Raw genomic sequence first — 22,698 nt, 5'->3', positions numbered from 1 at the left:
AAGATATTTTTGAAAATATGTGGTTTGATAAAACACTGGATTTACGAAGATTTATTTGAAAAACTTTGACCAAATCACCATGTATAAAATTCATCATCGGAGTGATCAAAATATGAATTATATCAAAAAAGGTACACCTGCCTTCCGCAAAACAAATATTGCTTTAATTGCGGCTGGTTTCAGTACATTTGCTAACTTATATTGTGTACAGCCATTGCTGCCGGCATTTTCCAAGGAATTCCATATTTCCCCAGCAACGTCAAGTTTGTCATTGTCTTTGACTACGATCACTTTAGCTGTTAGTATGCTGATTATTGGGTCTTTGTCGGAGTCATGGGGGCGTAAACCCGTTATGACATTTTCTATGTTTTCCGTTTCTGTGCTGGCTGTCGTGGCTGCATTTGTTCCAAATTTTCATTTACTATTGGTCTCAAGGATTCTCGAAGGTATCGTTTTTGCAGGGTTGCCTGCGATTGCAATGGCTTATCTTGGTGAAGAGATTGACCCGACCAGCCTGGGAGTGGCAATGGGTTTGTATATTAGCGGAAATACGTTTGGCGGTTTAGGCGGCAGGGTCATTGTCGGGATGATCAGCGACTACTTTAATTGGCGAGTTGCGATCGCTGGCATTGGCGTTTTAAGCGTAATATCCAGCTTGATATTTTGGTTTAGTCTTCCGCCTTCGCAAAACTTTAAACCGCGCAAACTGGAATTAGGGAAGCTGATGAAGTCGATGATCAGTCATCTTAAAGACCCGGGGCTGCTTTGCTTATATGGCATTGGCTTTTTGCTAATGGGCAGTTTTGTTACATTATACAATTATATCGGCTTTCAATTGATTGCACCGCCCTATTCCCTCAGCCAGACGTTGGTTGGCTGGATCTTTGTCATTTATCTTGTTGGGACGTTCAGCTCTACCTGGTTTGGAAGTTTAGCGGATAAATACGGCCGGCGTACAATGCTGTTGATTGCAATTTTCATTATGTTTATAGGTGCAGTTATCACCTTGAATGCGAACCTGCTGATTAAAATTGTTGGGATTGGAATCTTTACCTTTGGTTTTTTTGGCGGTCATTCCATTGCCTCAAGCTGGGTTGGACGCCGTGTTACACATGATAAAGCACAAGCCTCGTCGCTTTATCTGTTTTTCTACTACTTCGGTTCAAGCGTGGGTGGCACGGCTGGAGGGGTGTTTTGGACGAATTTTGGCTGGACGGGTGTTGTTAGTATGATTATCGGTTTCTTGGCACTATCCCTTGTCCTCTCGGTCTGTCTGTACATGATTTCATTGCATGCAGCGGTGAAGGATCAAAAGTATACCGTACAAATTACGAATAGGCATAGGCATATCTAACTGAGAAAATCCCTGCTGACACATTCATTCAGCAGGGATTTTTTCAGTATATTAGAATAAAACTTCGAACATAGACAATTGTCTAGCTCCAGCGTCCAACGCCTAGTAGACCTCGCCCACCTCCCTACGATAAGTCAAGCACGAATGCGCTAACGCTTTTCGTGTTTCCTTTGCCGCGTATTAACGGGCAGTAGATTCTCAACTGCCCGTAAAAACCCGATTGGCTCAACTAACAATCAGCGAGAAAAGCACTCGCTGATTGAAGGTTCGCCTTATCTCAGTCGGTGTGCTCCAGTCCATACGGACTTGCACAGGATGTGCTGACGTCGACGTTCGCCACAGGACGTGGCGGGTTTTAGTCGACGTTCCTTAATTCGGACGCTTCCGCTTTTCGTTTTTAAAATTTTCCTGTAGACTGGAAAAGGAGAACCACCAGCCCTAAAACCCAAACGTAAACAGCGAAGGGCTTTAAGGAGTGCTTTTTCAAATAATTGACCATCCATTTGACAGCAACATAACCGAAGACCGCAGAGGAGACAATTCCTACTAGTAAAGCAGATAAGGTAATTTCCTCACCTTTGCCACCAGCTAAGTCGAGCGATTGAAGGACAACAGCGCCGGCAATGGCTGGTGTTGACAGCAGGAAGGAAAAATAAGCGGCCGTTTCCCTGTCTAACTTTCTCCACAGGGCTGCTACGATTGTTAAACCTGAGCGTGAAATCGCCGGGAAGATCGCCGCTGCCTGAAAGGTCCCAATAATAAAGGCATCCTTATAGCTGATTTGATCCATTTTTTTATAGCCATTTTTAATAGAATCTGCAAACCAGAGGAAAATCCCCGTAACTAAGAATTCCCAGCCAATCGTTACTCCTGTTTTAGAAATCTCATCGAAAAAATCTTTAAAGAGGAGCCCAATTACCACAGCAGGAATCGTCCCGACGATTAATAAATACGTTAATTTGCTGAAGGGCTTTTTAATAATTTCAACAAATTCATCCTTATAAAAAACAAAAACAGCCACAAGTGTGCCAAGATGGAGCATCGTGTCTAGCATCAGACCAGCTTCCTGCAAACCAAATAAATTTCTTCCCAAATAGAGATGGCCTGTACTACTGATTGGCAAAAACTCTGTTAAACCTTGAATCATCCCCAAAATCAAAGCCTCTAATTTTGTAAGCATGGAATACCTCTTTCTTTTTAAGTTATCACTGTTATATAGTATATAAGCTTGTATGAAGTAGCATTCTAACTTATTTTTCGAAATGTCATATAATTGCGATAATTATTTTCTAAGGAAAAGTAGATCAAATTAGTGTAAAAGAAATAGAACTTGCCATAAAATAGTAGTATTACAAAGGAAGAGGGGGAGCAGTTTGAAGAATCGGCATTTGCACTTTAATACATCGATTGGTGTTCAAAAACCGGAAAATATCCGAAATAAAGAGCAGGCATGTCCTTTTTGTGCCAGAGAGCAGCTGACAGATATTCTAGCGGTAGAAGGCCCGATCATTTTTTTGAAAAATAAATACCCTGTCCTTGAGAATGCTTATCAAACAGTCCTCATTGAAACAGATGACTGTCATGCTGAATTGTCTACTTATCCTGCTGATCATTTACATAAATTACTGAAATTTGGCTTGAAGAATTGGTTGGAAATGGAGAATAGCGGCCGCTATGAATCGGTGATTTTTTTCAAAAATTATGGTCCGTTTTCAGGGGGAACAATTGCCCATCCACATATGCAAATTATTGGATTATACGATCTTGATTATAAAGAGAATATCGATGAAGAAGCTTTTAAAGGTATAGTGATTAAGAAAAGTAATGGGGTTTGTTTTAGTTTATCGACAAGGCCGAGAATTGGTTTTTATGAATTTAACGTTCAAATGAATGAAATCGGATACGCAGAAGAGTTTGGGGAATATATCCAAACGGCAGCCCATTATATCCTTCATCATTTTCCATTCAAATCAACAAGCTATAATGTATTTTTCTATCATTTCAATGAAAATGTCTATGCAAAGATTGTCCCGCGTTTTGTTACAACCCCGATCTACATTGGGTACGGTCTGCCACAGGTGCCGAATAACCTTGAGTGGATGGCGGAGCAAGTAAGTAGTATTTATTTTGAAACAAGTACTGCAGGGGAAATTTTAGGATAATAAACCAATGAATAAAAGTTGTGCTTTACGCTCATAAAAAATATAATGAATGAATGTACAGATTCCTTTTCCAGGTTCTGATTCAAAGGAGAATGAATGAGCATGACTTCAAATAGAAATACAACTTCAAAGCTTGATTATAATCTTGTTTTCACCTTATTATTGCTATTTCTAATCAGTTGTTTGGCCATCTACAGTGCTCAAACGACCGGACAATATAAAGAGAACTTCTTACTTAAGCAGATTATTTGGTATGCGGTGGGAACTGGGATTATTGCCGGTGTGATCACGTTGGATTCAGATCAATTAAAAAAACTCACATGGTATGTCTATGGATTTGGCCTATTTCTGCTTATTTTGGTTAGAGTAGCACCAGAGAGTATCGCCCCGCACATCAATGGTGCAAAAAGCTGGTTTAAGGTGCCTGCATTGGGTTCCCTGCAGCCGTCTGAATTTGTTAAAATTTTTCTTATACTGGCTCTTGCTAAAGTAATAGAAGATCACCACCAAAAAAATCCGGTAAAAACGGTTCAAACAGATTTTTGGCTACTTATTAAAATGGCAATCTTCACCATTGTACCTGTCATGTTGATTATGTTGCAGCCTGACCTTGGGACCGCACTTGTTTTTTTGGCGATTTTACTTGGAATGATTTTTATTTCCGGAATTTCATGGAAAATTTTGGTTCCGTTGTTTGTCGGAGGTGCCGTGCTAATTGGGATCATTTTTTACTTTGTATTAGTCCAGCCGAATCTGCTGGAAAAATATTTACATGTGAAGCAATACCAATTTGGGCGTATTTATTCATGGCTCGATCCCTATAACTATCAAAGCTCTGAAGGATATCAGCTGACCCAGTCGCTATTGTCAATTGGTTCCGGACAGACGTCAGGAAAAGGCTATGGAAATCGTGATATTTACATGCCTGAGAGCCAAACCGATTTTATTTTTAGTATTGTCGGTGAGGAATTTGGTTTTATTGGAGCAAGTGTCTTGATTAGTATATTTTTCTTGTTAATTTACCATATTACAAAGGTTGGCATGGAAACGAAAAATAACTTTTATACCTATCTTTGTGTAGGCGTCATCAGCATGATTACCTTCCACGTTTTCCAAAATATTGGCATGACAATCGGACTTTTGCCAATAACCGGGATACCGCTGCCGTTTATCAGCTACGGAGGAAGCTCGTTGATGGGAAATATGCTTGGCCTGGGTTTGATTTTTTCGATCCGCTATCATTATAAAAAATATATGTTTTCCACAGATGCATAATAGGTTGGCAACTCCAGCCGCGCTTTTGAAGGACGGTGCTTATAATGGAAAAAGAATTTCTTCAACAATTTGATGCATTAGTAGAAAAGTATAGTGAGCTTCTCGTTGGTAACAGCCAGGAGGCTGTGAAGGAAAAAGTAAAGATCTATTCACTCTACAGCCATATTGCGAAATCGATGCCGGCGCTCGCTAAGCACTGGAACGGATTGTACCCCGACGCAAAGAATGAAATCATCGAGATTATGAATGAAGTTAAATCACTAAACGAACAGCATCGGAAATCAAAGTTGAAATAGAAAAGCTTGCCGACTAAAAGCGCCGCCGTCCTGGCGGCAACGCCGGCACTAGCACTTTCTGTGCGTCGAAGCTAGACAGTTATCAAAGTTAAAAGATAGAAACTCTTATAGAAAAGCGGGAGCCAATAGGCTTCCGCTTTTCTATTTAAGGTATTATTCAAACAACAGTAATGGTGATAAAGTGAATGTAAGGACAAAGTTAATCCATTAGAAAATAGGCATATAGTAAACTAGGAACGTTTACAAAAGGGGGAAGCAGGATGGAGCAGACGATGAAGAACCTTTTCCTTTTTTTATCAAAAAATAAAATGTTGACGAACCTTGCGAAGAAATATGGATTGCGATTTGGAGCATCAAGATTTGTAGCCGGTGAGACAATTGACCAGGCTGTTGCGGTCATTAAAGACCTTAATCGGGAGGGCTTGGATGTCACACTTGATTATTTAGGCGAGTTTGTTGAGAGTGAGCAGGAGGCAAACCTGCGAACGGAGCATTCGATTGAAGTCATTAAGAGGCTAGGCGCTGAAGGGCTTACTTCACAGCTTTCCTTAAAATTGACAGCTGTAGGACTAGATATTTCTGATGAGCTTGTCATGAAAAATATGCGCCTGATCCTCACTGCAGCAAAAGAAAACAACGTGTTTGTCACGATTGATATGGAGGATTTTACGCGCTGCCAAAAAACGTTGGATCTCTTTAAAACGTTAAGAATAGAATACGATAATATCGGCACTGTGCTGCAGGCATATCTCTTCCGAGTAATGAGCGATATTGAGGATTTAAATGATTATAATGCCTGCCTGCGTCTTGTAAAAGGTGCCTATATGGAATCAGTAGAGGTTGCTTTCCCTGAAAAAAAGGATGTTAATGAAAATTACAAAAAGATCATCGAGAGACATTTACTAAATGGAAATTATACAGCGGTTGCATCCCATGATGAAGCGATTATCGAGTATACAAAGGAACTCGTGAAAAAACATCAGATTTTGAATGATCAATTTGAATTTCAAATGCTCTACGGGATTCGTCCCGAAAGGCAGCTAGAATTAGTAAAAGAAGGCTATAAGATGAGGGTGTACGTTCCGTTCGGTACAGATTGGTTTGGTTATTTTATGCGCCGTCTGGCAGAACGGCCTGCAAATGTGGCTTTTGCATTAAAAGGGATCTTCAAAAAATAGAAATGGCAGACCCCTCTAGCTAGAATGAGGGGTCAAAGGTTTGAGTTTATGTTCCTTCATTTGGTTGCTTTTAGCTTTTCTATTTTCTTTTATATTGGTTATTCTGGCTGTTTCTTTTTCCGCCGCCATCGCCCTCAACGGTTGGGCCGGCATTACCTTTTACACTTGCAGCACTTACGCCTGCTGTGGAGGGGTCTTTTTTCACTCTCGCCATTTTTCATCACCTCGAACATTAGAATACCCAGGTAAGGAAATTCATATGACAAACACAATAAATGATTTTTTAGTTTTAAAAATTTTCAATTGCACAAATATTACAAATCTTTTATAGTAATAATAGCAAGCAACCATAGATCTTTTTGTTAGCAGAAAATGAATGAGTATTCATTCAATACAACGAAGGAGGAGAAAATTTGATCCAATCCATTCGAAAAGCTGCTGTTTTGGGATCTGGAGTAATGGGCTCAGGAATTGCTGCCCATCTAGCAAATGTGGGAATCCCAACATTATTATTGGATATCGTCCCTAAGGAATTAACCGAAGAAGAGAAAGCAATGGGGTTAACACTTACTGACAAACAAGTACGCAATCGGATCAGTACAATGTCATTACAAAGGCTTTTAAAACAAAAGCCGGCCCCACTTACAGTAAAAGGAAACATTGCACTCGTTGAAGCGGGAAATTTGGAGGATGATTTAAATAGATTAAAGGACGTTGACTGGGTAATTGAAGTGGTTGTTGAAAATCTAGCTGTCAAAAAACAAATCTTTGAGAAGGTGGATCAATACCGCAAGCCAGGCAGTATTGTCAGCTCAAATACCTCGGGTATTTCAGTAGAGGCTATGGTGGAGGGAAGATCAGCGGATTTTCAAAAGCATTTTCTTGGGACTCATTTTTTCAATCCGCCGCGCTATCTTAAATTGCTTGAAGTAATTCCCACGCAATATACAGCCTCTGAGGTACTTTCCTTTATAAGGAAATTCGGTGAAGATATTCTCGGTAAAGGTGTAGTGGTTGCTAAAGACACGCCGAACTTTATTGCCAACCGGATAGGTACTTATGGTCTGTTAGTGACACTTCGGGAAATGATCAAAGGTGGGTTCAGTGTTGGCGAGGTTGATTCAGTTACCGGCCCGCTGATTGGCCGCCCAAAAAGTGCCACGTTCCGGACGCTTGACGTCGTAGGGCTCGATACCTTTATCCATGTAGCCGGTAATGTATATGAACAGGTTGAGGGTCACGAAAAAGAAATCTTTGAGGTTCCGGCCTTTATGAAAACAATGCTTGAAAAAGGCTGGCTGGGCAGTAAAGCTGGTCAAGGCTTCTTTATAAAAAAGGGGAAAGAAATTCTTGAACTTGATCCACATACATTAGAATATGGGCCGCGTAAAAAGCTGAAATCTCCAGCAATTGAGGCCAGCAAGCAGGAAAAGGGTCTTGCCAATAAAATGAAAGCGCTGATTTATGCGGATGACAGGGCAGGCAATCTGCTTTGGAAGATTTTCAGTCCGGTTCTCCTTTATTCCGCCGGACTTTTAGGAACAATTGCGGATGATTTGGTTGCGATTGACCGTGCCATGAAATGGGGCTTCGGCTGGGAAATGGGGCCATTTGAAGCATGGGATGCGCTTGGCTTAGAACGGACTGTACAAAGAATGACGGAAGAGGGGGAGGAAATCCCGGCCTGGATTTCGGATATGCAGTGTAAAGGGTTTACTTCCTTCTATAAAGAAGAGCAGGGTCAGCTTTATTTTTACAAAAATGGAGAATATAAACCGGTTGAAGTAAATCCAAAGGTTATCAATATCAACCAATTGAAGAACCAAAAAGGTGTAATTAAAAAGAACAGCGGTGCCAGCTTACTTGATCTTGGCGATGGGGTAGCGCTCTTAGAATTTCATTCACCGAATAATGCGATTGGCTTAGATATTATTCAAATGATTAACTTTGCGGTTGATGAAGTTGAAAAAAATTTCAAAGGGCTCGTGATTGGGAATCAGGGGAAAAACTTCTGTGTCGGTGCAAATCTTGCGCTCATTTTAATGGAGGCACAGGACGATAATATTTTTGAGCTTGAGCTCGTTGTCCGTCATTTTCAGCAGGCCATGATGAAAATAAAATACAGTTCAAAACCGATTGTAGCAGCACCATTTGCAATGACGCTAGGCGGCGGTGCGGAGGTTTGCCTTCCAGCTGCCTATGTGCAGGCGGCCTCAGAAACCTATATGGGGCTTGTAGAAACGGGTGTTGGCGTTATTCCAGGCGGCGGTGGAAATAAAGAGCTTTATTGTAGGCATATTGAGAGGATAGCTAACGGTGTCGAGGTTGATCTTCAAAAGGTCGCAAATAAGGTATTTGAAACGATCGCGCTGGCAAAGGTTTCTGGGTCAGGTGATGAGGCTCGTGAAAATAATTTTCTGGGAGCTGCTGATGGAATCAGCGTGAATGGTGATCACCTCTTGTACGATGCCAAGCAAGCTGTTCTTGCCTTACATGAAAAGGGCTATAAGCCAAGGGTTCGTAAAAAAATCCCTGTTGTTGGGGATACAGGCTATGCAACGTTGTTACTGGGTGCGGAAGCGATGTTTCTATCCGGCTATATTTCCGAATATGATTTAAAGATTGCAAAAAAACTTGCCTTTGTGCTTGCAGGCGGGAATGTTCCATATGGAACAGAAGTCGATGAACAATACTTGTTAGATTTAGAGAGAGAAGCATTTTTAAGCCTTGTTGCTGAACCTAAAACACAGCAACGTATGCAGCATATGCTTGTGAAAGGCAAGCCGCTTCGTAATTAGAGATTTGGTTGCAAGCGAGATCAGCAAGGAGATCAAATTTAGTCGTTGGCGGAATAAACTTTAGTTTTGGCGGAATAATCGTGAATTTGGCGAAATAAATTTCTGTTTGGCGCAATTAATGGTTAGTTTGGCGGTATTATCATCGATATTGGCGGAATCATTCCAAAAGCATCGGAGTCAGCTTGCACTTCTTCAAAAATAAATGTAAAAATCGATGAAATAAAATTGAAATCACGCCATTTACTAAATTGATAGAGAAAGAGAGGGAACGAAATGAGAGAAGCTGTCATTGTCGCAGGTGCCAGAACCCCTGTCGGGAAAGCAAAAAAGGGTACACTTGCCCACATGCGCCCAGATGACTTAGGGGCAATAGCAGTAAAGGAAACACTGAGGCGAGCGGGGAACTACGAAGGAAATATTGATGATTTAATCTTTGGCTGCGCGATGCCGGAAGCTGAGCAGGGGATGAACATGGCTCGCAACATTGGGGCTTTGTCCGGTCTGCCCTATACAGTTCCGGCAATTACCATTAATCGCTACTGTTCTTCCGGTCTTCAATCAATCGCCTACGCGGCACAGGGAATTATCACTGGGCAAATGGATACTGCAATCGCCGGCGGGGCTGAATCAATGAGCCTTGTGCCAATGATGGGTCATGTCGTTCGGCCAAACATCAAATTAGCGGAAAGTGCGCCTCAGTATTATATGAGTATGGGGCATACAGCTGAACAAGTGGCCAAAAAATACGGCATTTCCCGAGAAGACCAGGATGCGTTTGCCGTCCGCAGTCATCAGCGAGCTGCAAAGGCTATTCAGGAAGGAAAATTTGTTGATGAAATTGTTCCTGTAGACGTAACAAACCGTACCATCGGAAAAGACAATAAAGTAGTGGAAAGAACAATTCGATTTTCTGAGGATGAAGGGGTCCGTCCAGACACAAATCCGCAGACGCTCGCTAAGCTCCGTCCGGCATTTTCAGTGACGGGCAGTGTGACTGCCGGCAACGCTTCGCAAACAAGTGATGGTGCTGCCGCAGTAATGGTCATGGACCGGGAAAAAGCGGAATCGCTTGGTCTTGCGCCAATGGCAAAATTCAGGTCGTTTGCTGTCGGAGGAGTGCCACCGGAAATTATGGGCGTTGGTCCAGTCGTTGCTGTTCCCAAGGCGTTAAAGCAGGCAGGTTTAGACATTTCGGATATCGGCTTATTTGAACTCAATGAAGCCTTTGCATCACAATCGATCCAAGTAATCCGTGAGCTAGGGCTTGATGAGGAAAAAGTCAATGTCAATGGCGGCGCAATTGCCCTTGGGCACCCACTTGGCTGCACCGGTACAAAGCTGACCTTAACCTTGCTGCATGAAATGAAACGCCGCAATGTGCAATTTGGTGTCGTGACGATGTGTATCGGCGGTGGGATGGGGGCCGCCGGAGTATTTGAACTTCTGTAAGTAAGCAAAAGCAGGGAAAAATTCCCTTGGTGTCTAGCTCCAGCACCCAGCGACTAGTAAACGTCGCTAAACGGTACGCTTTTTGTTGTTTATTTTTGAAAAATGATCGGAGGAAAGGTCATGAAGCAAACTGAAAACGTCATTAAAGGCGGAAGCTTTTTAATCGAGGATATTTCCTATCAACAAATGTTCACTCCTGAAGATTATACGGATGAGCAAAAAATGATTGCAAAGCTGACTGAGGATTTTATTGAAAAAGAAGTTATGCCTCAGGTTGAGTACATTGAAAATCATGAATTTGATCGTTCGGTAAAACTATTAAAACAAGCAGGTGAGCTTGGTTTATTATGTGCTGATGTGCCTGAAGAGTATGGCGGTTTAGGTTTAGATAAAATCAGCTCTGCCTTAATTACTGAAAAAATGGCCCGCGCCGGAGGCTTCTCGATTACACACGGAGCACATGTTGGAATCGGTTCACTGCCGATCATTTTATTTGGCACTGAACAGCAGAAGCAAAAGTATTTACCCTTTTTAGCTACAGGAGAAAAAATAGCTGCTTATGCGCTTACTGAACCAGGTTCCGGGTCGGATGCATTAGGAGCAAAGGCCACAGCAAAGCTAAATGCCGAGGGAACACATTATCTATTAAATGGTGAAAAACAGTGGATTACGAATTCGGGGTTTGCAGATATATTTATTGTGTACGCAAAAATTGATGGCCAGCATTTTTCTACATTTATTGTTGAGAGGGAATGTAAAGGGGTTTCCACCGGAGCAGAAGAAAAGAAAATGGGGCTTAAGGGTTCGTCGACAAGAACGTTGGTTCTCGAAGATGTTCCCGTACCTGTTGAAAATCTTCTTGGTGAAGCTGGGCGGGGGCATGTTATTGCCTTTAATATTTTAAATATCGGCCGCTATAAACTGGGGGTAGGCGCCGTTGGGGCAGCTAAATATGCTTTTGATTTAACTGTAAAATATGCCAACGTCCGGCAGCAATTTAACACCCCAATTTCCCAATTTAATTTAACAAAAGAAAAATTAGCAACAATGGCTGCAAAAATTTATGCAACTGAAAGTTCCGTTTATCGTACCGTTGGATTATTCGAAGACCGGATGAGCCGGCTTACCGATGAAGATCTCAAAAACCGCAAGGAAGTGGCGAATTCGATTGCAGAATATGCCATTGAATGTTCGTTGAATAAGTTTTTTGCTTCGGAGACGCTTGATTATGTGGTTGATGAGGGAGTACAAATTCATGGCGGTTATGGCTATATGGAGGACTACGCGATAGAAAGAGCCTACCGCGATTCCCGAATTAATCGTATTTTTGAAGGGACGAATGAAATTAACCGTCTGCTTGTGCCTGGCACCTATATTCGTAAAGCATTAAAGGGTGAGCTCCCATTACTCCAAAAAGCGCAAAGCCTGCAGGAGGAACTGATGATGCTGATACCGGAGGATCCCAGTGATGAGCCTTTGGCACAAGAAAAGCACCTTGTCAGGAATGCAAAGAAGATTGGCTTATTGGCATTGGGCTTAGCAGTCCAAAAATATGGTAAAGCACTTGATCAGGAACAGGAAATTTTGGCGAATATTGCTGATATTGTCTCCAACGCTTATGCAATGGAATCGGTGGTAGTGCGGACGGAAAAAGCGATTAAAAAAGCAGGCTTTGAAAAGAGTAAACAAAAGCTTCTTTATACGCAAATTTTTTGCCAGGAGTCTTTCAATGAAATTGAACAGCATGCAAAAGAAACGCTGGTGGCTACAGAACAAGGAGATACGTTAAGAATGCTACTCTCTGCGCTTCGTAAATTTACCCGACACACTCCAATTAATGTTATTGCAAAGAAAAGAGAGGCTGCCAATCAACTTATTGCTGCCGAACGCTTTATAGGATAAATTTAAAAGAGGATATAAACAGGGTCTAAACTCCGAAAGCAATGAGCAAATCAATTGCTAAGGGGGGTAGATCCTTTCTTTTTAAATTTTTCGATGAGAAAGAAGGAATTTGCACTAAAAAGGTCGAAAGTTTTTTCTATGTGGTTTTTCATTATTGTTTAAGACACTGCATGTTAGGAAAAAATTTCTAGTACGGTACTATTTCTTTGAAATGCTAGATAGTGGGAGTGAAGGTGATAAAAGGGATGAAAGTAACGTTTTATTGGTATCCTAAATGTGGTACCTGCCGAAAAGCGAAAAAATGGCTGGATGAACATCAGGTTTCTTATCAAGAAATACATATTGTTGAAAATCCTCCGTCTCGGGAGGAACTTGAGAATTTTCACCAAAAGAGCGGGCTCAGTCTAAATAAATTTTTTAATACAAGTGGTCAAAAGTATCGGGAGCTGGGATTAAAGGATAAAATGAAGACTGCTTCAGAGCAGGAGCTGCTTGACTTGCTTGCAAGTGATGGCATGTTAATGAAAAGACCTATTTTGACGGATGGTGAAAAAGTTACCGTCGGTTTTAACGAGGAAAGCTTCGAAAAAATGTGGTTGTAAACTTGAATTTGTATTTAGATTAAGATAATGTGAAACTACTGGCAGTAAGATCTTTTGCCGCCTTAGTTGATCTTATCGGGGGCGCTGTTTGAATCTTCATGATCGCTGCTGGATAGGATACATACAGAGTGGAATTACTAATTTACTATTGGAGGGATTTTTAATGAACACACCAAAAGATTTAAAGTATACTGAAGAACATGAATGGGTAAAAGTCGAAGGAGAAAAGGTTCGTGTCGGGATCACTCATTTTGCTCAGCATGAATTAGGAGATATCGTTTTTGTTGAGCTTCCGGAAGTAGGCACTGAAGTAACAATTGACCAGCCGTTTGGCAGTGTAGAATCAGTTAAAACTGTTTCAGAGCTTTATGCTCCTGTAAGCGGAAAAGTGGTTGAAATAAATGAAGATTTAAATGACAACCCGGAATCTGTCAATGAGTCTCCATATGAAAAGGCTTGGATGATTGCCATTGAATTAACAGATTCCAGCGAGGTGGATAAACTTTTAACACCTGAACAATATGATGACATAATAAAAGAAGATTAGTTACTAGCTATTTCCACAGGAATAATTATAGATAAGCGGTAAGTTTTTACGGGGGATTGATTGTGATGATATCAACAGATTTGCGGTACTCCGATAAGCATGTATGGGTAAAAGTTGAAGGGGAAAAGATTCGAGTTGGGATCACCAATTTTGCTCAAGCAAAGTTAGGAGATATCGTTTTTGTTGAGCTTCCTGAGCCTGGCGACGAAGTAACCGCGGATGAACAGTTTGGAGAAATTGAAACTGATAAACGGGATTTAAAGATTTTGAAGCTTATTGCTCCAGTCGGTGGCAAGATTGCCGATGTAAACGGGGATTTTTATGACCACCCGGAATTTGTCAATGAGTCACCCTATGAAAAGGGGTGGCTGGTTGTCATTGAACCATTAGATCATAGTAGGATAGAGAAATTACTGACCGCAGAACAATATGAAGCAATAATCAACAAAGACTAGGAAGAATTCAAAAACCACATCTGAAGAGCAGCAGTTTAGCTGTTCTTTTTTTTGCAGGATAAAGGAGTATTTCAGATAGGTTTCAGACTTATAAACTAGAATAACTTTGTTTTTAAAGAATTTTTAAAAGTTCAATGGTATTGTTACTGTGGAGTAAGCAGAACAAGCTTTTAAGAAGGAGTGTCCATTTATGTTTCAAGAGGTTTTCTCACACATCCATCCAATTATGGTCCATTTTCCGATTGCACTGATCATCATTGCCACCTGCTACGACATCATTTTAATGATCACAAAACGAAAGGTATCGCCAAAACAGGGGCTGTGGCTCTGGATCCTTGCCTTTTTGAGTGCGTGGATTGCCGTTGGGACAGGCCCTGAGGAGGATGCAAGAGGTAACACTAATGTACTTCATTATCATTCACAATTAGCAGATGTTACGACATTAATTGCTTTTCTCGTCGTGGCAGTAAGAGTATTCTTCATGGTTAAGAAGAAAGAGCTCGTCCGTTTCTCATTGATAGTCTATTGTATCCTTGCGTTGCTATGTACGGTTAGCGTTTTGTCTGTCGGATATTTTGGCGGAAAAATGGTTTATGATCAGGGCGTTGGCGTAAAAATGGATGGAAAATATGTGAACCCTCCAAAAGCAGGATTCCACGAACACGATTAATTTTTTAAAACGTCTCGACCAGGTCAGGGCGTTTTCTTTTTCCTTGCTTTTCCTAATTTTTTAAGTCTGTCGATGGATAAACTATGAAAAATACTAGTAAAGAAAGGCTGAAAAGAAATGACATTAACGCAAAAGAAAATTGATGTAACCGACCGTGTCATTGGTAAATTAAAAAATGGGGAGATTGAACTGTTTTTGGGAAATTCACCGATTGGAAAAATAACACTCCCTGAAGGTAGCAAATATACGCTTGAACATCATTTTGAAGCAGATCAGCAGAAAATATATCAAAGTGTCTCTGTTCCTGACAAAACAGACCCCCGCTATACAGACTGTGATGAAGGCGGCTGGTGCTGAGTATTGGTCAAAAATCCGAAAAATTATGAGCAATCACCAACTTGTTTACACAGAAATGATGGTATAGTTATTTTTATACAGTAGGACACGTTATTGTCCGAAAGGGAATATGATAATTTAGAACCATCAACTTACTTTAATAGGTGATTTTGCATGAATGATGTATACGCTGATAAGGTCATTATTGTCGAGGGAAAATCGGATAAGAAAAAGGTAGAGACTATTATTAGGGAACCTGTTGAAATCATTTGTACAAATGGAACAATCAGCATCACTAAACTCGATGAGTTAGTGGAGCTGCTTGAAAATAAACAGGTTTATATTCTCGCTGATGCTGATGCGGCCGGAGAAAAGCTGCGCAGGCATTTTAAAAGGGAACTGCCGGAAGCAGAGCATTTATATATCGATAAAATGTACCGGGAAGTAGCAACAGCACCGAAAAAGCATCTGGCTACTGTCTTGCTTAGTGCAAATATTGATGTCCATAAAGAGTATTTAGAGAAGAGCTGAGTGAATGATGAGGGAATGGAATCACGACGAGCTGTTAGCTTTCTTGACAGCAAAAGCTACAGGGATTGTTTATATTTATACTCCATTATGCGGTACCTGTCAGGTCGCTTCCAAGATGATGCGGGTTGTAGCGGAAATGAGCGATTTGGATATGGGAATGATGAATCTAAATTTCTATCCTGAGCTTGCTGTTAACATGGCAGTGGAAAGTGTTCCATGCCTGCTGCTGATAAAAGAGGGCATCGTTGTCGATAAAATTTATGCTTTTCACTCGGTTCCTTTTTTGCTTGAAAAAATAAATGAACTAAAGCTTACAGTCGATATAGACCCTGCTTCGACAATTTAGATAACAACAGCAAAAAAATAAAATGTCGAAAGGTTCTAAAAGGATTTTTGAACTGGTTTACGGAATATATGGGTAAAGCCATATAGACCGGAGTGATGAAGATGATCGAAACGGTTCAAGCCTTTATTCAGTCGGTAAGCAACCGGCCGCATGTATTGCTGCTAATCGAAAACGTTGAGTTAACGATTGATTTTATCATGAAGGAAGAAAGTATCACCCTCTTATTGAAAAACGGAGAGATTTTTCTTGCTGATAATGGAAATCAAAACAGTAATAAGTACAGTATGCGGGGAGAACCTGGCTCTCTAAAAGACTTAGTTGAAGGAAGAGAAAAGCTAAGAACACTTATCATTAGAGGAGAACTGCAATTTTCAGCTCCAATTCGGACCCTCTTATTACTGGAGGCGTTTTTTTATCTCGGAAAAACAGAGCCGTTATTTGCGAAAATAAGTTAAATCCTATTGACTCGATAAAATTAATAGGATAAACTTTTTTTATAAATATTTTATTAATAATGACAATTCGATAAATTTCTTATCAAGAGTGGTGGAGGGACTGGCCCTGTGAAACCCAGCAACCGGAGATCAGCACGGTGCTAATTCCAGCAGAACAATATGTTCTGAAAGATAAGAAGAGAACCCCCTCTTCTTAGAATAGGGGGTTTTATTTCATTGTCGATAATAGGAGGAGAGAAGTGTAATGGGAGAAAAGAAAAAGAACTACCGTATTGAAACATTAAGTGTTCATGGAGGTTTGAACGCTGATCCTCTTACAGGTGCCCGGGCCGTGCCGATTTATCAAAACAATGCCTATCAGTTTAAAAGTACAGAGCATGCCGCAAACCTGTTTGGACTAAAGGAAGCAGGATACATATATACACGGATTGGCAATCCAACTGTTGCCGTTTTTGAGGAGCGTGTGTCCCTGCTTGAAGGTGGGATCGGGGCTTTAGCAACTGCCAGTGGGATGGCTGCGATTACTTTAGCAATCCTAAATATTGCTCAAGCTGGCGATGAAATTGTCTCAGCCTCAACACTTTATGGTGGAACATATAATTTATTTGCAGTTACTCTCCCTAAATATGGAATCAACGTAAAGTTTGTTGACCCGACAGATCCCGAAAACTTCCGTCAGGCTATCACGGATAAGACAAAAGCAGTTTTTGCAGAAACACTTGGTAATCCAGCCTTAAACGTATTAGATATTGAAAAAGTAGCTAACATTGCTCACGAGGCAGGGGTTCCCTTACTTATTGATAATACATTTGCGACTCCGTATTTGTGCAGACCAATCGAATTTGGTGCTGATATTGTGATTCACTCTGCAACAAAATGGCTGCTCGGCAATGGAACAACAATGGGCGGAATCATTGTTGACGGAGGGAAATTTGATTGGAATTCTCCTAAGTTCCCTGGATTTACCGAACCTGACGCAAGCTACCATGACATTGTCTACTCAAGAGATATCGGGGCTGCTGCGTTTATTACCAAGGCACGTGTTCAGTTGCTTCGTGATCTTGGACCGGCCCTTAGCCCGCAAAGTGCATTCCAATTTACCTTAGGGCTTGAAACATTGCATGTCAGGATGAAAGAGCATGTTGCCAATGCCAAAAAGGTTGTAGACTATTTAGTGAAGCATCCTGCAGTCGCTTGGGTTACCTACCCAGGACATGAGTCGCATCCTGATTACGAATTAGCTAAGAAATATTTGCCAAAGGGTGCCGGTTCAATGGTGATCTTTGGTATTAAAGGCGGCAGAGAAGCTGGTGCTAAACTGATTGATTCGATTCAATTATGGGCGCACGTTGCCAATGTTGGAGACTCAAGAAGCTTAATTATCCATCCTGCAAGCACCACCCATCAGCAGTTAGATGAAGAAGGATTAAAGGCATCTGGCGTTTCTGAGGATTTAATTCGTCTTTCAATTGGGATTGAGAACGTTGATGATATTATCGAGGAACTCGAAGCAGCAATTAAAGCGGCTACAGACTTAACTTCTCTGACTCTTGAAGCGTAAACTTTTCCTATTTAAAATTTTACTGCAATAACGTTGACACCTGTTTTTTTCCGTGATACGATTGCTTTTGTAATTTAAGTTTACCGATTTTTGAAAATTAAATTTAATATAGGTTTTGCTTGATATGCCTATCAAGAGAGGTGGAGGGATGTGCCCGATGAAGCCCGGCAACCGTCAATTTATTGATATGGTGCCAATTCACACAAAGCGATTGCTTTGGGAGATGGGAGAGAGGGATTAAATCATTATGCCTTTCTGCCATTTTGGCAGAAGGGCTTTTTCTTTTATCCTTAAAAGAATGTTTTTGCTATACCTTTCAAATCCTATAGATAAGAATTTGATGGCTGGTACTCTACAAATGAAATTTTGGATAAAAAGCAGGTGATGAAATGATTTCAATTAAAAATGTCCAAAAGATCTTCCCTACCAAACAAGGAAAATTAACAGCTGTTGATGATGTTAACCTTGAAATCAACGATGGGGAAATTTTTGGAGTGATTGGCTATAGCGGTGCTGGAAAAAGTACCTTGATCCGTATGCTGAATGGGCTCGAGCTCCCTACTGAAGGGTCAATTACCGTTGCTGGAAGGGTCGTTTCGAAGATCAGAGGCAGTGAGCTTCGGAAAGCACGTCAGGAAATCAGCATGATTTTTCAACATTTTAATTTACTTTGGTCTAGAACAGTGAGTGAAAATATTGCTTTTCCATTAGAGATTGCCGGAGTAAAAGGATCGGAAAAAGCAAAAAAGGTAAATGAGCTGATCAAGCTGGTTGGCCTTGAAGGGCGGGAAACTGCTTATCCCTCTCAACTGAGCGGCGGCCAGAAGCAGCGGGTTGGGATTGCAAGAGCACTTGCCAACAACCCTAAGGTGCTTCTTTGCGATGAAGCAACATCAGCACTTGATCCGCAAACAACGGATTCGATTCTAGATTTATTGGTGGATATCAATAAGCGATTAGGATTAACAATTGTGTTAATCACACATGAAATGCATGTGATCCGGAAAATCTGTCATCGGGTCGCTGTTATGGAGAGCGGTCACATCGTTGAACTGGGGCCTGTACTGGATGTCTTTAAAAACCCGCAGCAGAAGATTACAAAGCGATTTGTCCAGCAGGTAACCGAGCCTGAAGATACAAAGGAAACGATCGGGCATTTACTGGAGCGCTATCCTTCCGGGAAAATTGTTCAATTGACGTTTATTGGTGAATCAGCCGAACAGCCTGTCATCACAGAGCTGATTCGTCATCATGATGTGACAGTCAATATCCTGCAAGGCAAAATCTCACAAACGCAGAATGGTTCATATGGAACCCTGATCATTCATATCGATGGGGACGATGATAAGGTGAATAAAGCCGTTGGATTTATTCGTTCGCAGCAGGTAGGAGTGGAGGTGGTTACAAATGAATAGTCATCAATACTTCAAGGATATTGATTGGCAGGCAATGTGGGATGCGACTGTTCAAACTCTTTATATGACTGGTATTTCTGTTCTTGCAACCTTTATACTGGGAATTTTACTTGGCTTATTGCTTTTTCTTTCCTCACCAGGAAACATGTGGGAGAATAAGCCGGTTAACACAGTTATTAGTGCCATTGTTAATATTTTTCGGTCTATTCCGTTTATCATTTTGATTGTGTTATTAATACCGTTTACTACTATATTGTTTGGAACCATGATTGGGGAGCAGGCGGCATTGCCGGCCTTAATTATCGGAGCTGCTCCATTTTATGCAAGGATGGTAGAAATTGGCTTGAGAGAAATTGATAAGGGTGTTATAGAAGCAGCTAAATCAATGGGAGCAACGACGTGGACGATTATTTGGAAGGTGCTTCTGCCTGAATCGATGCCGGCGCTTGTTTCGGGGATAACGGTTACAGCGATTGCTCTTGTTGGGTACACAGCGATGGCCGGAGTGATCGGAGCAGGCGGTCTCGGAAACCTGGCCTATCTCGAAGGGTTTCAGCGGAACCAAAACGACGTTACACTTGTCGCAACAGTTATCATTCTAATTATCGTATTTATAATTCAGTTTATTGGTGATACTATCACTACTAAAATAGATAAAAGGTAAAAGGAAAAGCGGAAGCGCCCGTTTAGCGACGTACACTAGTCGCTGGGTGCAAAGAAAAGGAGAGACAAACATGAAAAGATGGTTAGGTTTATTTTTAGCATTGTCACTTGCCCTTGTATTAGCTGCATGCGGTTCATCCACATCAACTGATAAATCAAAAGATAGTGCGAAAAAAGAGGTAACAAAATTAACGGTTGGGGCTTCAAACGTACCACACGCAGAGATTTTAAAACAGGCACAGCCCATTTTAAAAGAAAAAGGTATTGATTTAAAAATCGTTACATTCCAAGATTATATTTTGCCAAATAAAGCACTAGCTTCAAAAGAATTAGATGCAAACTACTTCCAGACTATTCCTTACTTCAACTTACAAATGAAGGAAAATGGCTATAAGTTTGCCAATGCCGGCGGCGTTCATATCGAGCCAATTGGTGTTTACTCAAAAAAATATAAAAACTTAAAAGATCTTCCAGATGGCGCACATATCATTATGAGTAACTCTGTATCTGATCACGCACGTCTTATGTTAATGCTTCAAAATTTAGGCTTGATCAAACTTAAAGAGGGTGTTAACCCGCAGGAGTATGATATAAAGGATATTGTCTCCAACCCCAAAAATTTAAAATTTGATGCGAATTATGAAGCAGCGCTATTACCAAAAATCTTCAAAAACGGTGAAGGGGATGCCGTTCTTATTAACTCAAACTATGCAATTGACAATGGACTAGACCCAATGAAAGACGCTATCGCTCATGAACCTGCTGATCCAAAATCACCATATGTCAATATTATTGCTGTACGTCAAGGTGATGAAAACAAACCGGCAATTAAAACACTTGTTAAAGTGCTTCAATCAAAAGAAATCCAAGACTGGATTACGAAACAATACAAAGGAGCCGTTTTACCGGTTTCTAAGTAATCTTTACAAAAAACAGGCGAAAGCCTGTTTTTTTTGTGCTATGAGCTAATCATTCCACTTCGGAGGAAGAATGAAATTGAAGTGGAATGATTAGAAGTTAGTGGTTTCCTTAAATCAAAAAAAATACTGCCTCATTACATAGTTCCATTCACATTTCTCCATACTAAAGATGACTTTACTGAAATGGAGTGAAAAAATAATGGAACATTTAGAGCCTCGTAATTCAACTGAGGAAGCACTATATGAATATAAAGCAGGTCTTGGGGTCTTTACGCAAAGGATGCCTTCCCTTGCCCAATATTACAATGCATTCACCGAGGAGTGCTTTAAAGAAGGCGCCCTGTCCAAAAAAGATAAACAGCTGATCGCTTTAGGAATCAGCCTATATTCTCAGGATGAATACTGCATCATTTATCATGTTAAAGGCTGCCTTGATGAAGGCGCCAGTGAGCAAGAAATATTAGAGGCGGTTGGAGTAACTGCAGCCTTTGGCGGCGGAGCTGCAATGAGTCAGGCTGTCACCCTTGTCCAGGAATGCATGACAGAACTAAATCAACTGCATTAAGGAATAGGAAAAGCCAGTGAAACGCTTTACTGGCTTTTTTCTTGTTTATAAAGGTTATCGTTTAAATATAGATTAAAACCGCATACCTGGGAAAAAGTAGTTAAAATAAATCTTCGTGTGGACTTGGCAAAGTAAAATTATAGGGGTATCATTTTAATCGTATTAATACATTTTGTCGAAAGATAACGATTCTTTTTTCTATTACCCGGTTTACATAATTGTTCATAAATATCTCATTTAGTGATTCTCATTCTCTCTATGCTTACTGAAAAAAACAATCTCCACGTTTTGTGACAATTATCACTACTTAAGGGTTGCTATAAGATTTTATTTGGTATAAGATTGTAATGAGAATAGATTGAGAATGAAATATAGGGTTCTCCCTATTTAACACAATTTTACTTTTTAACTTTGCGGAGGTATATATATGAGTGGGTCAACTTTGACGATCAAAGATCTACATGTTGCAATCGAAGGCAAGGAAATTTTAAAGGGTGTAAACCTTGAAATAAAAGGTGGAGAAATCCATGCGATCATGGGACCAAATGGTACTGGTAAATCAACTTTATCATCTGCCATTATGGGCCATCCTAAATACCAAGTAACAAGCGGAAGTATTACATTAGATGGAAAAAACGTTCTTGAAATGGCGGTTGATGAGCGTGCACGTGCCGGCCTGTTTCTGGCGATGCAATATCCAAGCGAAATAAACGGAGTTACAAATGCTGACTTTTTACGTTCAGCTCTTAACAGCCGTCGCGGCGAGGGTAATGAAATTTCGCTAATGAAATTCATCCGCGAAATGGATAAAAAAATGGAATATCTTGAGATGGATCTTGATATGGCACAGCGCTATTTAAACGAAGGCTTCTCCGGCGGTGAGAAAAAGCGAAATGAAATTTTACAATTAATGATGCTTCAACCAAAAATCGCCATTCTCGATGAAATTGACTCCGGTTTAGATATCGATGCATTGAAAACAGTATCAAAAGGTATTAATGCGATGCGGAACGAAGATTTCGGCTGCATCATGATTACTCACTATCAACGACTTTTAAACTATATTACTCCTGACTTTGTGCATGTCATGATGCAAGGCCGCGTCGTTAAAAATGGCGGTCCAGAGCTTGCACAGCGCTTAGAAGCAGAAGGATATGACTGGATCAAGAAAGAGCTCGGAATTGAAGACGAAACAGTTGAGCAAGAAGCGTAAGCGTT

24 protein-coding genes and 2 riboswitches are annotated in these 22,698 nt (G+C 40.8%); of the genes, 22 read left to right on the top strand and 2 right to left on the bottom strand.

What is annotated here, in order from left to right:
• Positions 1–112 precede the first annotated feature (112 nt).
• Positions 113–1,354 carry an MFS transporter gene (locus tag JN080_RS07130; RefSeq protein ID WP_256235235.1) on the top strand — a complete coding sequence of 414 codons (1,242 nt, stop codon included), beginning with the start codon at positions 113–115 and terminating at the stop codon, positions 1,352–1,354.
• A gap of 397 nt (positions 1,355–1,751) precedes the next feature.
• Here the strand turns inward: JN080_RS07130 and JN080_RS07125 are convergent, their stop codons facing one another.
• Positions 1,752–2,534: an undecaprenyl-diphosphate phosphatase gene (locus JN080_RS07125; protein WP_256235234.1), complete on the bottom strand. Its 783-nt coding sequence runs from the start codon at positions 2,532–2,534 to the stop codon at positions 1,752–1,754.
• A 193-nt stretch (positions 2,535–2,727) separates the two neighbouring features.
• On the opposite strand from JN080_RS07125, the gene JN080_RS07120 reads away from it, so the two are divergent.
• From JN080_RS07120 to JN080_RS07105, 4 genes are all read left to right on the top strand, one after another.
• The gene (locus JN080_RS07120; RefSeq protein ID WP_256235233.1) at positions 2,728–3,516 is read left to right on the top strand and encodes a DUF4931 domain-containing protein; all 789 of its coding nucleotides are present in this window, start codon (positions 2,728–2,730) and stop codon (positions 3,514–3,516) included.
• Positions 3,517–3,618: 102 nt separating this feature from the next.
• Positions 3,619–4,791 carry a rod shape-determining protein RodA gene (rodA, locus tag JN080_RS07115; RefSeq protein ID WP_256235232.1) on the top strand — a complete coding sequence of 391 codons (1,173 nt, stop codon included), beginning with the start codon at positions 3,619–3,621 and terminating at the stop codon, positions 4,789–4,791.
• Between the two features lie 44 nt (positions 4,792–4,835).
• Positions 4,836–5,087 carry a DUF2573 family protein gene (locus tag JN080_RS07110; RefSeq protein WP_256235231.1) on the top strand — a complete coding sequence of 84 codons (252 nt, stop codon included), beginning with the start codon at positions 4,836–4,838 and terminating at the stop codon, positions 5,085–5,087.
• 260 nt (positions 5,088–5,347) lie between these two features.
• Positions 5,348–6,265 (top strand): proline dehydrogenase family protein, encoded by a 918-nt coding sequence (locus tag JN080_RS07105; RefSeq protein WP_256235230.1) that lies wholly within the window; start codon positions 5,348–5,350, stop codon positions 6,263–6,265.
• 79 nt (positions 6,266–6,344) lie between these two features.
• Here the strand turns inward: JN080_RS07105 and JN080_RS07100 are convergent, their stop codons facing one another.
• Positions 6,345–6,479 (bottom strand): YuzL family protein, encoded by a 135-nt coding sequence (locus JN080_RS07100; protein ID WP_256235229.1) that lies wholly within the window; start codon positions 6,477–6,479, stop codon positions 6,345–6,347.
• Positions 6,480–6,681: 202 nt separating this feature from the next.
• On the opposite strand from JN080_RS07100, the gene JN080_RS07095 reads away from it, so the two are divergent.
• The 17 genes from JN080_RS07095 to sufC all read left to right on the top strand — a co-directional run bounded on the left by JN080_RS07095 (position 6,682) and on the right by sufC (position 22,693).
• Positions 6,682–9,063 (top strand): 3-hydroxyacyl-CoA dehydrogenase/enoyl-CoA hydratase family protein, encoded by a 2,382-nt coding sequence (locus JN080_RS07095; RefSeq protein ID WP_256235268.1) that lies wholly within the window; start codon positions 6,682–6,684, stop codon positions 9,061–9,063.
• Positions 9,064–9,336: 273 nt separating this feature from the next.
• Positions 9,337–10,512 (top strand): acetyl-CoA C-acetyltransferase, encoded by a 1,176-nt coding sequence (locus JN080_RS07090; RefSeq protein WP_256235228.1) that lies wholly within the window; start codon positions 9,337–9,339, stop codon positions 10,510–10,512.
• Positions 10,513–10,632: 120 nt separating this feature from the next.
• Positions 10,633–12,414, top strand: a complete 1,782-nt coding sequence (locus JN080_RS07085; RefSeq protein WP_305473797.1) for an acyl-CoA dehydrogenase family protein — start codon at positions 10,633–10,635, stop codon at positions 12,412–12,414.
• Between the two features lie 245 nt (positions 12,415–12,659).
• Entirely contained in the window at positions 12,660–13,016 is a 357-nt protein-coding gene (locus JN080_RS07080; RefSeq protein WP_256235226.1) for an arsenate reductase family protein, read from the top strand.
• A gap of 163 nt (positions 13,017–13,179) precedes the next feature.
• The gene (gcvH, locus tag JN080_RS07075; RefSeq protein WP_256235225.1) at positions 13,180–13,563 is read left to right on the top strand and encodes a glycine cleavage system protein GcvH; all 384 of its coding nucleotides are present in this window, start codon (positions 13,180–13,182) and stop codon (positions 13,561–13,563) included.
• Between the two features lie 68 nt (positions 13,564–13,631).
• A complete protein-coding gene (gene gcvH / locus JN080_RS07070) occupies positions 13,632–14,018 on the top strand; it encodes a glycine cleavage system protein GcvH (RefSeq protein WP_256235267.1) in 387 nt (128 codons plus the stop codon).
• Positions 14,019–14,208: 190 nt separating this feature from the next.
• Entirely contained in the window at positions 14,209–14,688 is a 480-nt protein-coding gene (locus JN080_RS07065; protein ID WP_256235224.1) for a DUF2231 domain-containing protein, read from the top strand.
• Positions 14,689–14,805: 117 nt separating this feature from the next.
• On the top strand, positions 14,806–15,045 hold the full coding sequence (locus JN080_RS07060; RefSeq protein ID WP_256235223.1) for a YusG family protein: 240 nt from the start codon (positions 14,806–14,808) through the stop codon (positions 15,043–15,045).
• Positions 15,046–15,198: 153 nt separating this feature from the next.
• Entirely contained in the window at positions 15,199–15,555 is a 357-nt protein-coding gene (locus JN080_RS07055) for a toprim domain-containing protein (protein ID WP_256235222.1), read from the top strand.
• A gap of 4 nt (positions 15,556–15,559) precedes the next feature.
• On the top strand, positions 15,560–15,901 hold the full coding sequence (locus JN080_RS07050) for a thioredoxin family protein (protein ID WP_256235221.1): 342 nt from the start codon (positions 15,560–15,562) through the stop codon (positions 15,899–15,901).
• A gap of 101 nt (positions 15,902–16,002) precedes the next feature.
• The gene (locus JN080_RS07045) at positions 16,003–16,356 is read left to right on the top strand and encodes an SCP2 sterol-binding domain-containing protein (RefSeq protein ID WP_256235220.1); all 354 of its coding nucleotides are present in this window, start codon (positions 16,003–16,005) and stop codon (positions 16,354–16,356) included.
• A gap of 76 nt (positions 16,357–16,432) precedes the next feature.
• A riboswitch (SAM riboswitch) is annotated at positions 16,433–16,534 on the top strand.
• Between the two features lie 66 nt (positions 16,535–16,600).
• Entirely contained in the window at positions 16,601–17,917 is a 1,317-nt protein-coding gene (locus JN080_RS07040) for an O-acetylhomoserine aminocarboxypropyltransferase/cysteine synthase family protein (protein ID WP_256235219.1), read from the top strand.
• A 125-nt stretch (positions 17,918–18,042) separates the two neighbouring features.
• Positions 18,043–18,147, top strand: a riboswitch (SAM riboswitch).
• 159 nt (positions 18,148–18,306) lie between these two features.
• The gene (locus JN080_RS07035) at positions 18,307–19,332 is read left to right on the top strand and encodes a methionine ABC transporter ATP-binding protein (RefSeq protein WP_256235218.1); all 1,026 of its coding nucleotides are present in this window, start codon (positions 18,307–18,309) and stop codon (positions 19,330–19,332) included.
• Entirely contained in the window at positions 19,325–19,996 is a 672-nt protein-coding gene (locus JN080_RS07030) for a methionine ABC transporter permease (protein WP_256235217.1), read from the top strand. The genes JN080_RS07035 and JN080_RS07030 overlap by 8 nt, the downstream gene beginning before the upstream one ends.
• A gap of 70 nt (positions 19,997–20,066) precedes the next feature.
• Positions 20,067–20,915 (top strand): MetQ/NlpA family ABC transporter substrate-binding protein, encoded by an 849-nt coding sequence (locus JN080_RS07025; RefSeq protein WP_256235216.1) that lies wholly within the window; start codon positions 20,067–20,069, stop codon positions 20,913–20,915.
• A gap of 199 nt (positions 20,916–21,114) precedes the next feature.
• Positions 21,115–21,480 carry a carboxymuconolactone decarboxylase family protein gene (locus JN080_RS07020; protein ID WP_256235215.1) on the top strand — a complete coding sequence of 122 codons (366 nt, stop codon included), beginning with the start codon at positions 21,115–21,117 and terminating at the stop codon, positions 21,478–21,480.
• Between the two features lie 427 nt (positions 21,481–21,907).
• The gene (gene sufC / locus JN080_RS07015; RefSeq protein ID WP_256235214.1) at positions 21,908–22,693 is read left to right on the top strand and encodes a Fe-S cluster assembly ATPase SufC; all 786 of its coding nucleotides are present in this window, start codon (positions 21,908–21,910) and stop codon (positions 22,691–22,693) included.
• The last annotated feature ends 5 nt before the right edge of the window (positions 22,694–22,698 follow it).

Origin of the sequence: Bacillus sp. EB600 (genome assembly GCF_024494385.1) — a bacterium.
Taxonomy (GTDB): Bacteria; Bacillota; Bacilli; order Bacillales; family Cytobacillaceae; genus JAEVLT01.
The sequence above is the reverse complement of the archived record's forward strand: the minus strand, read 5'-3'. Positions and strand labels throughout refer to the sequence as shown.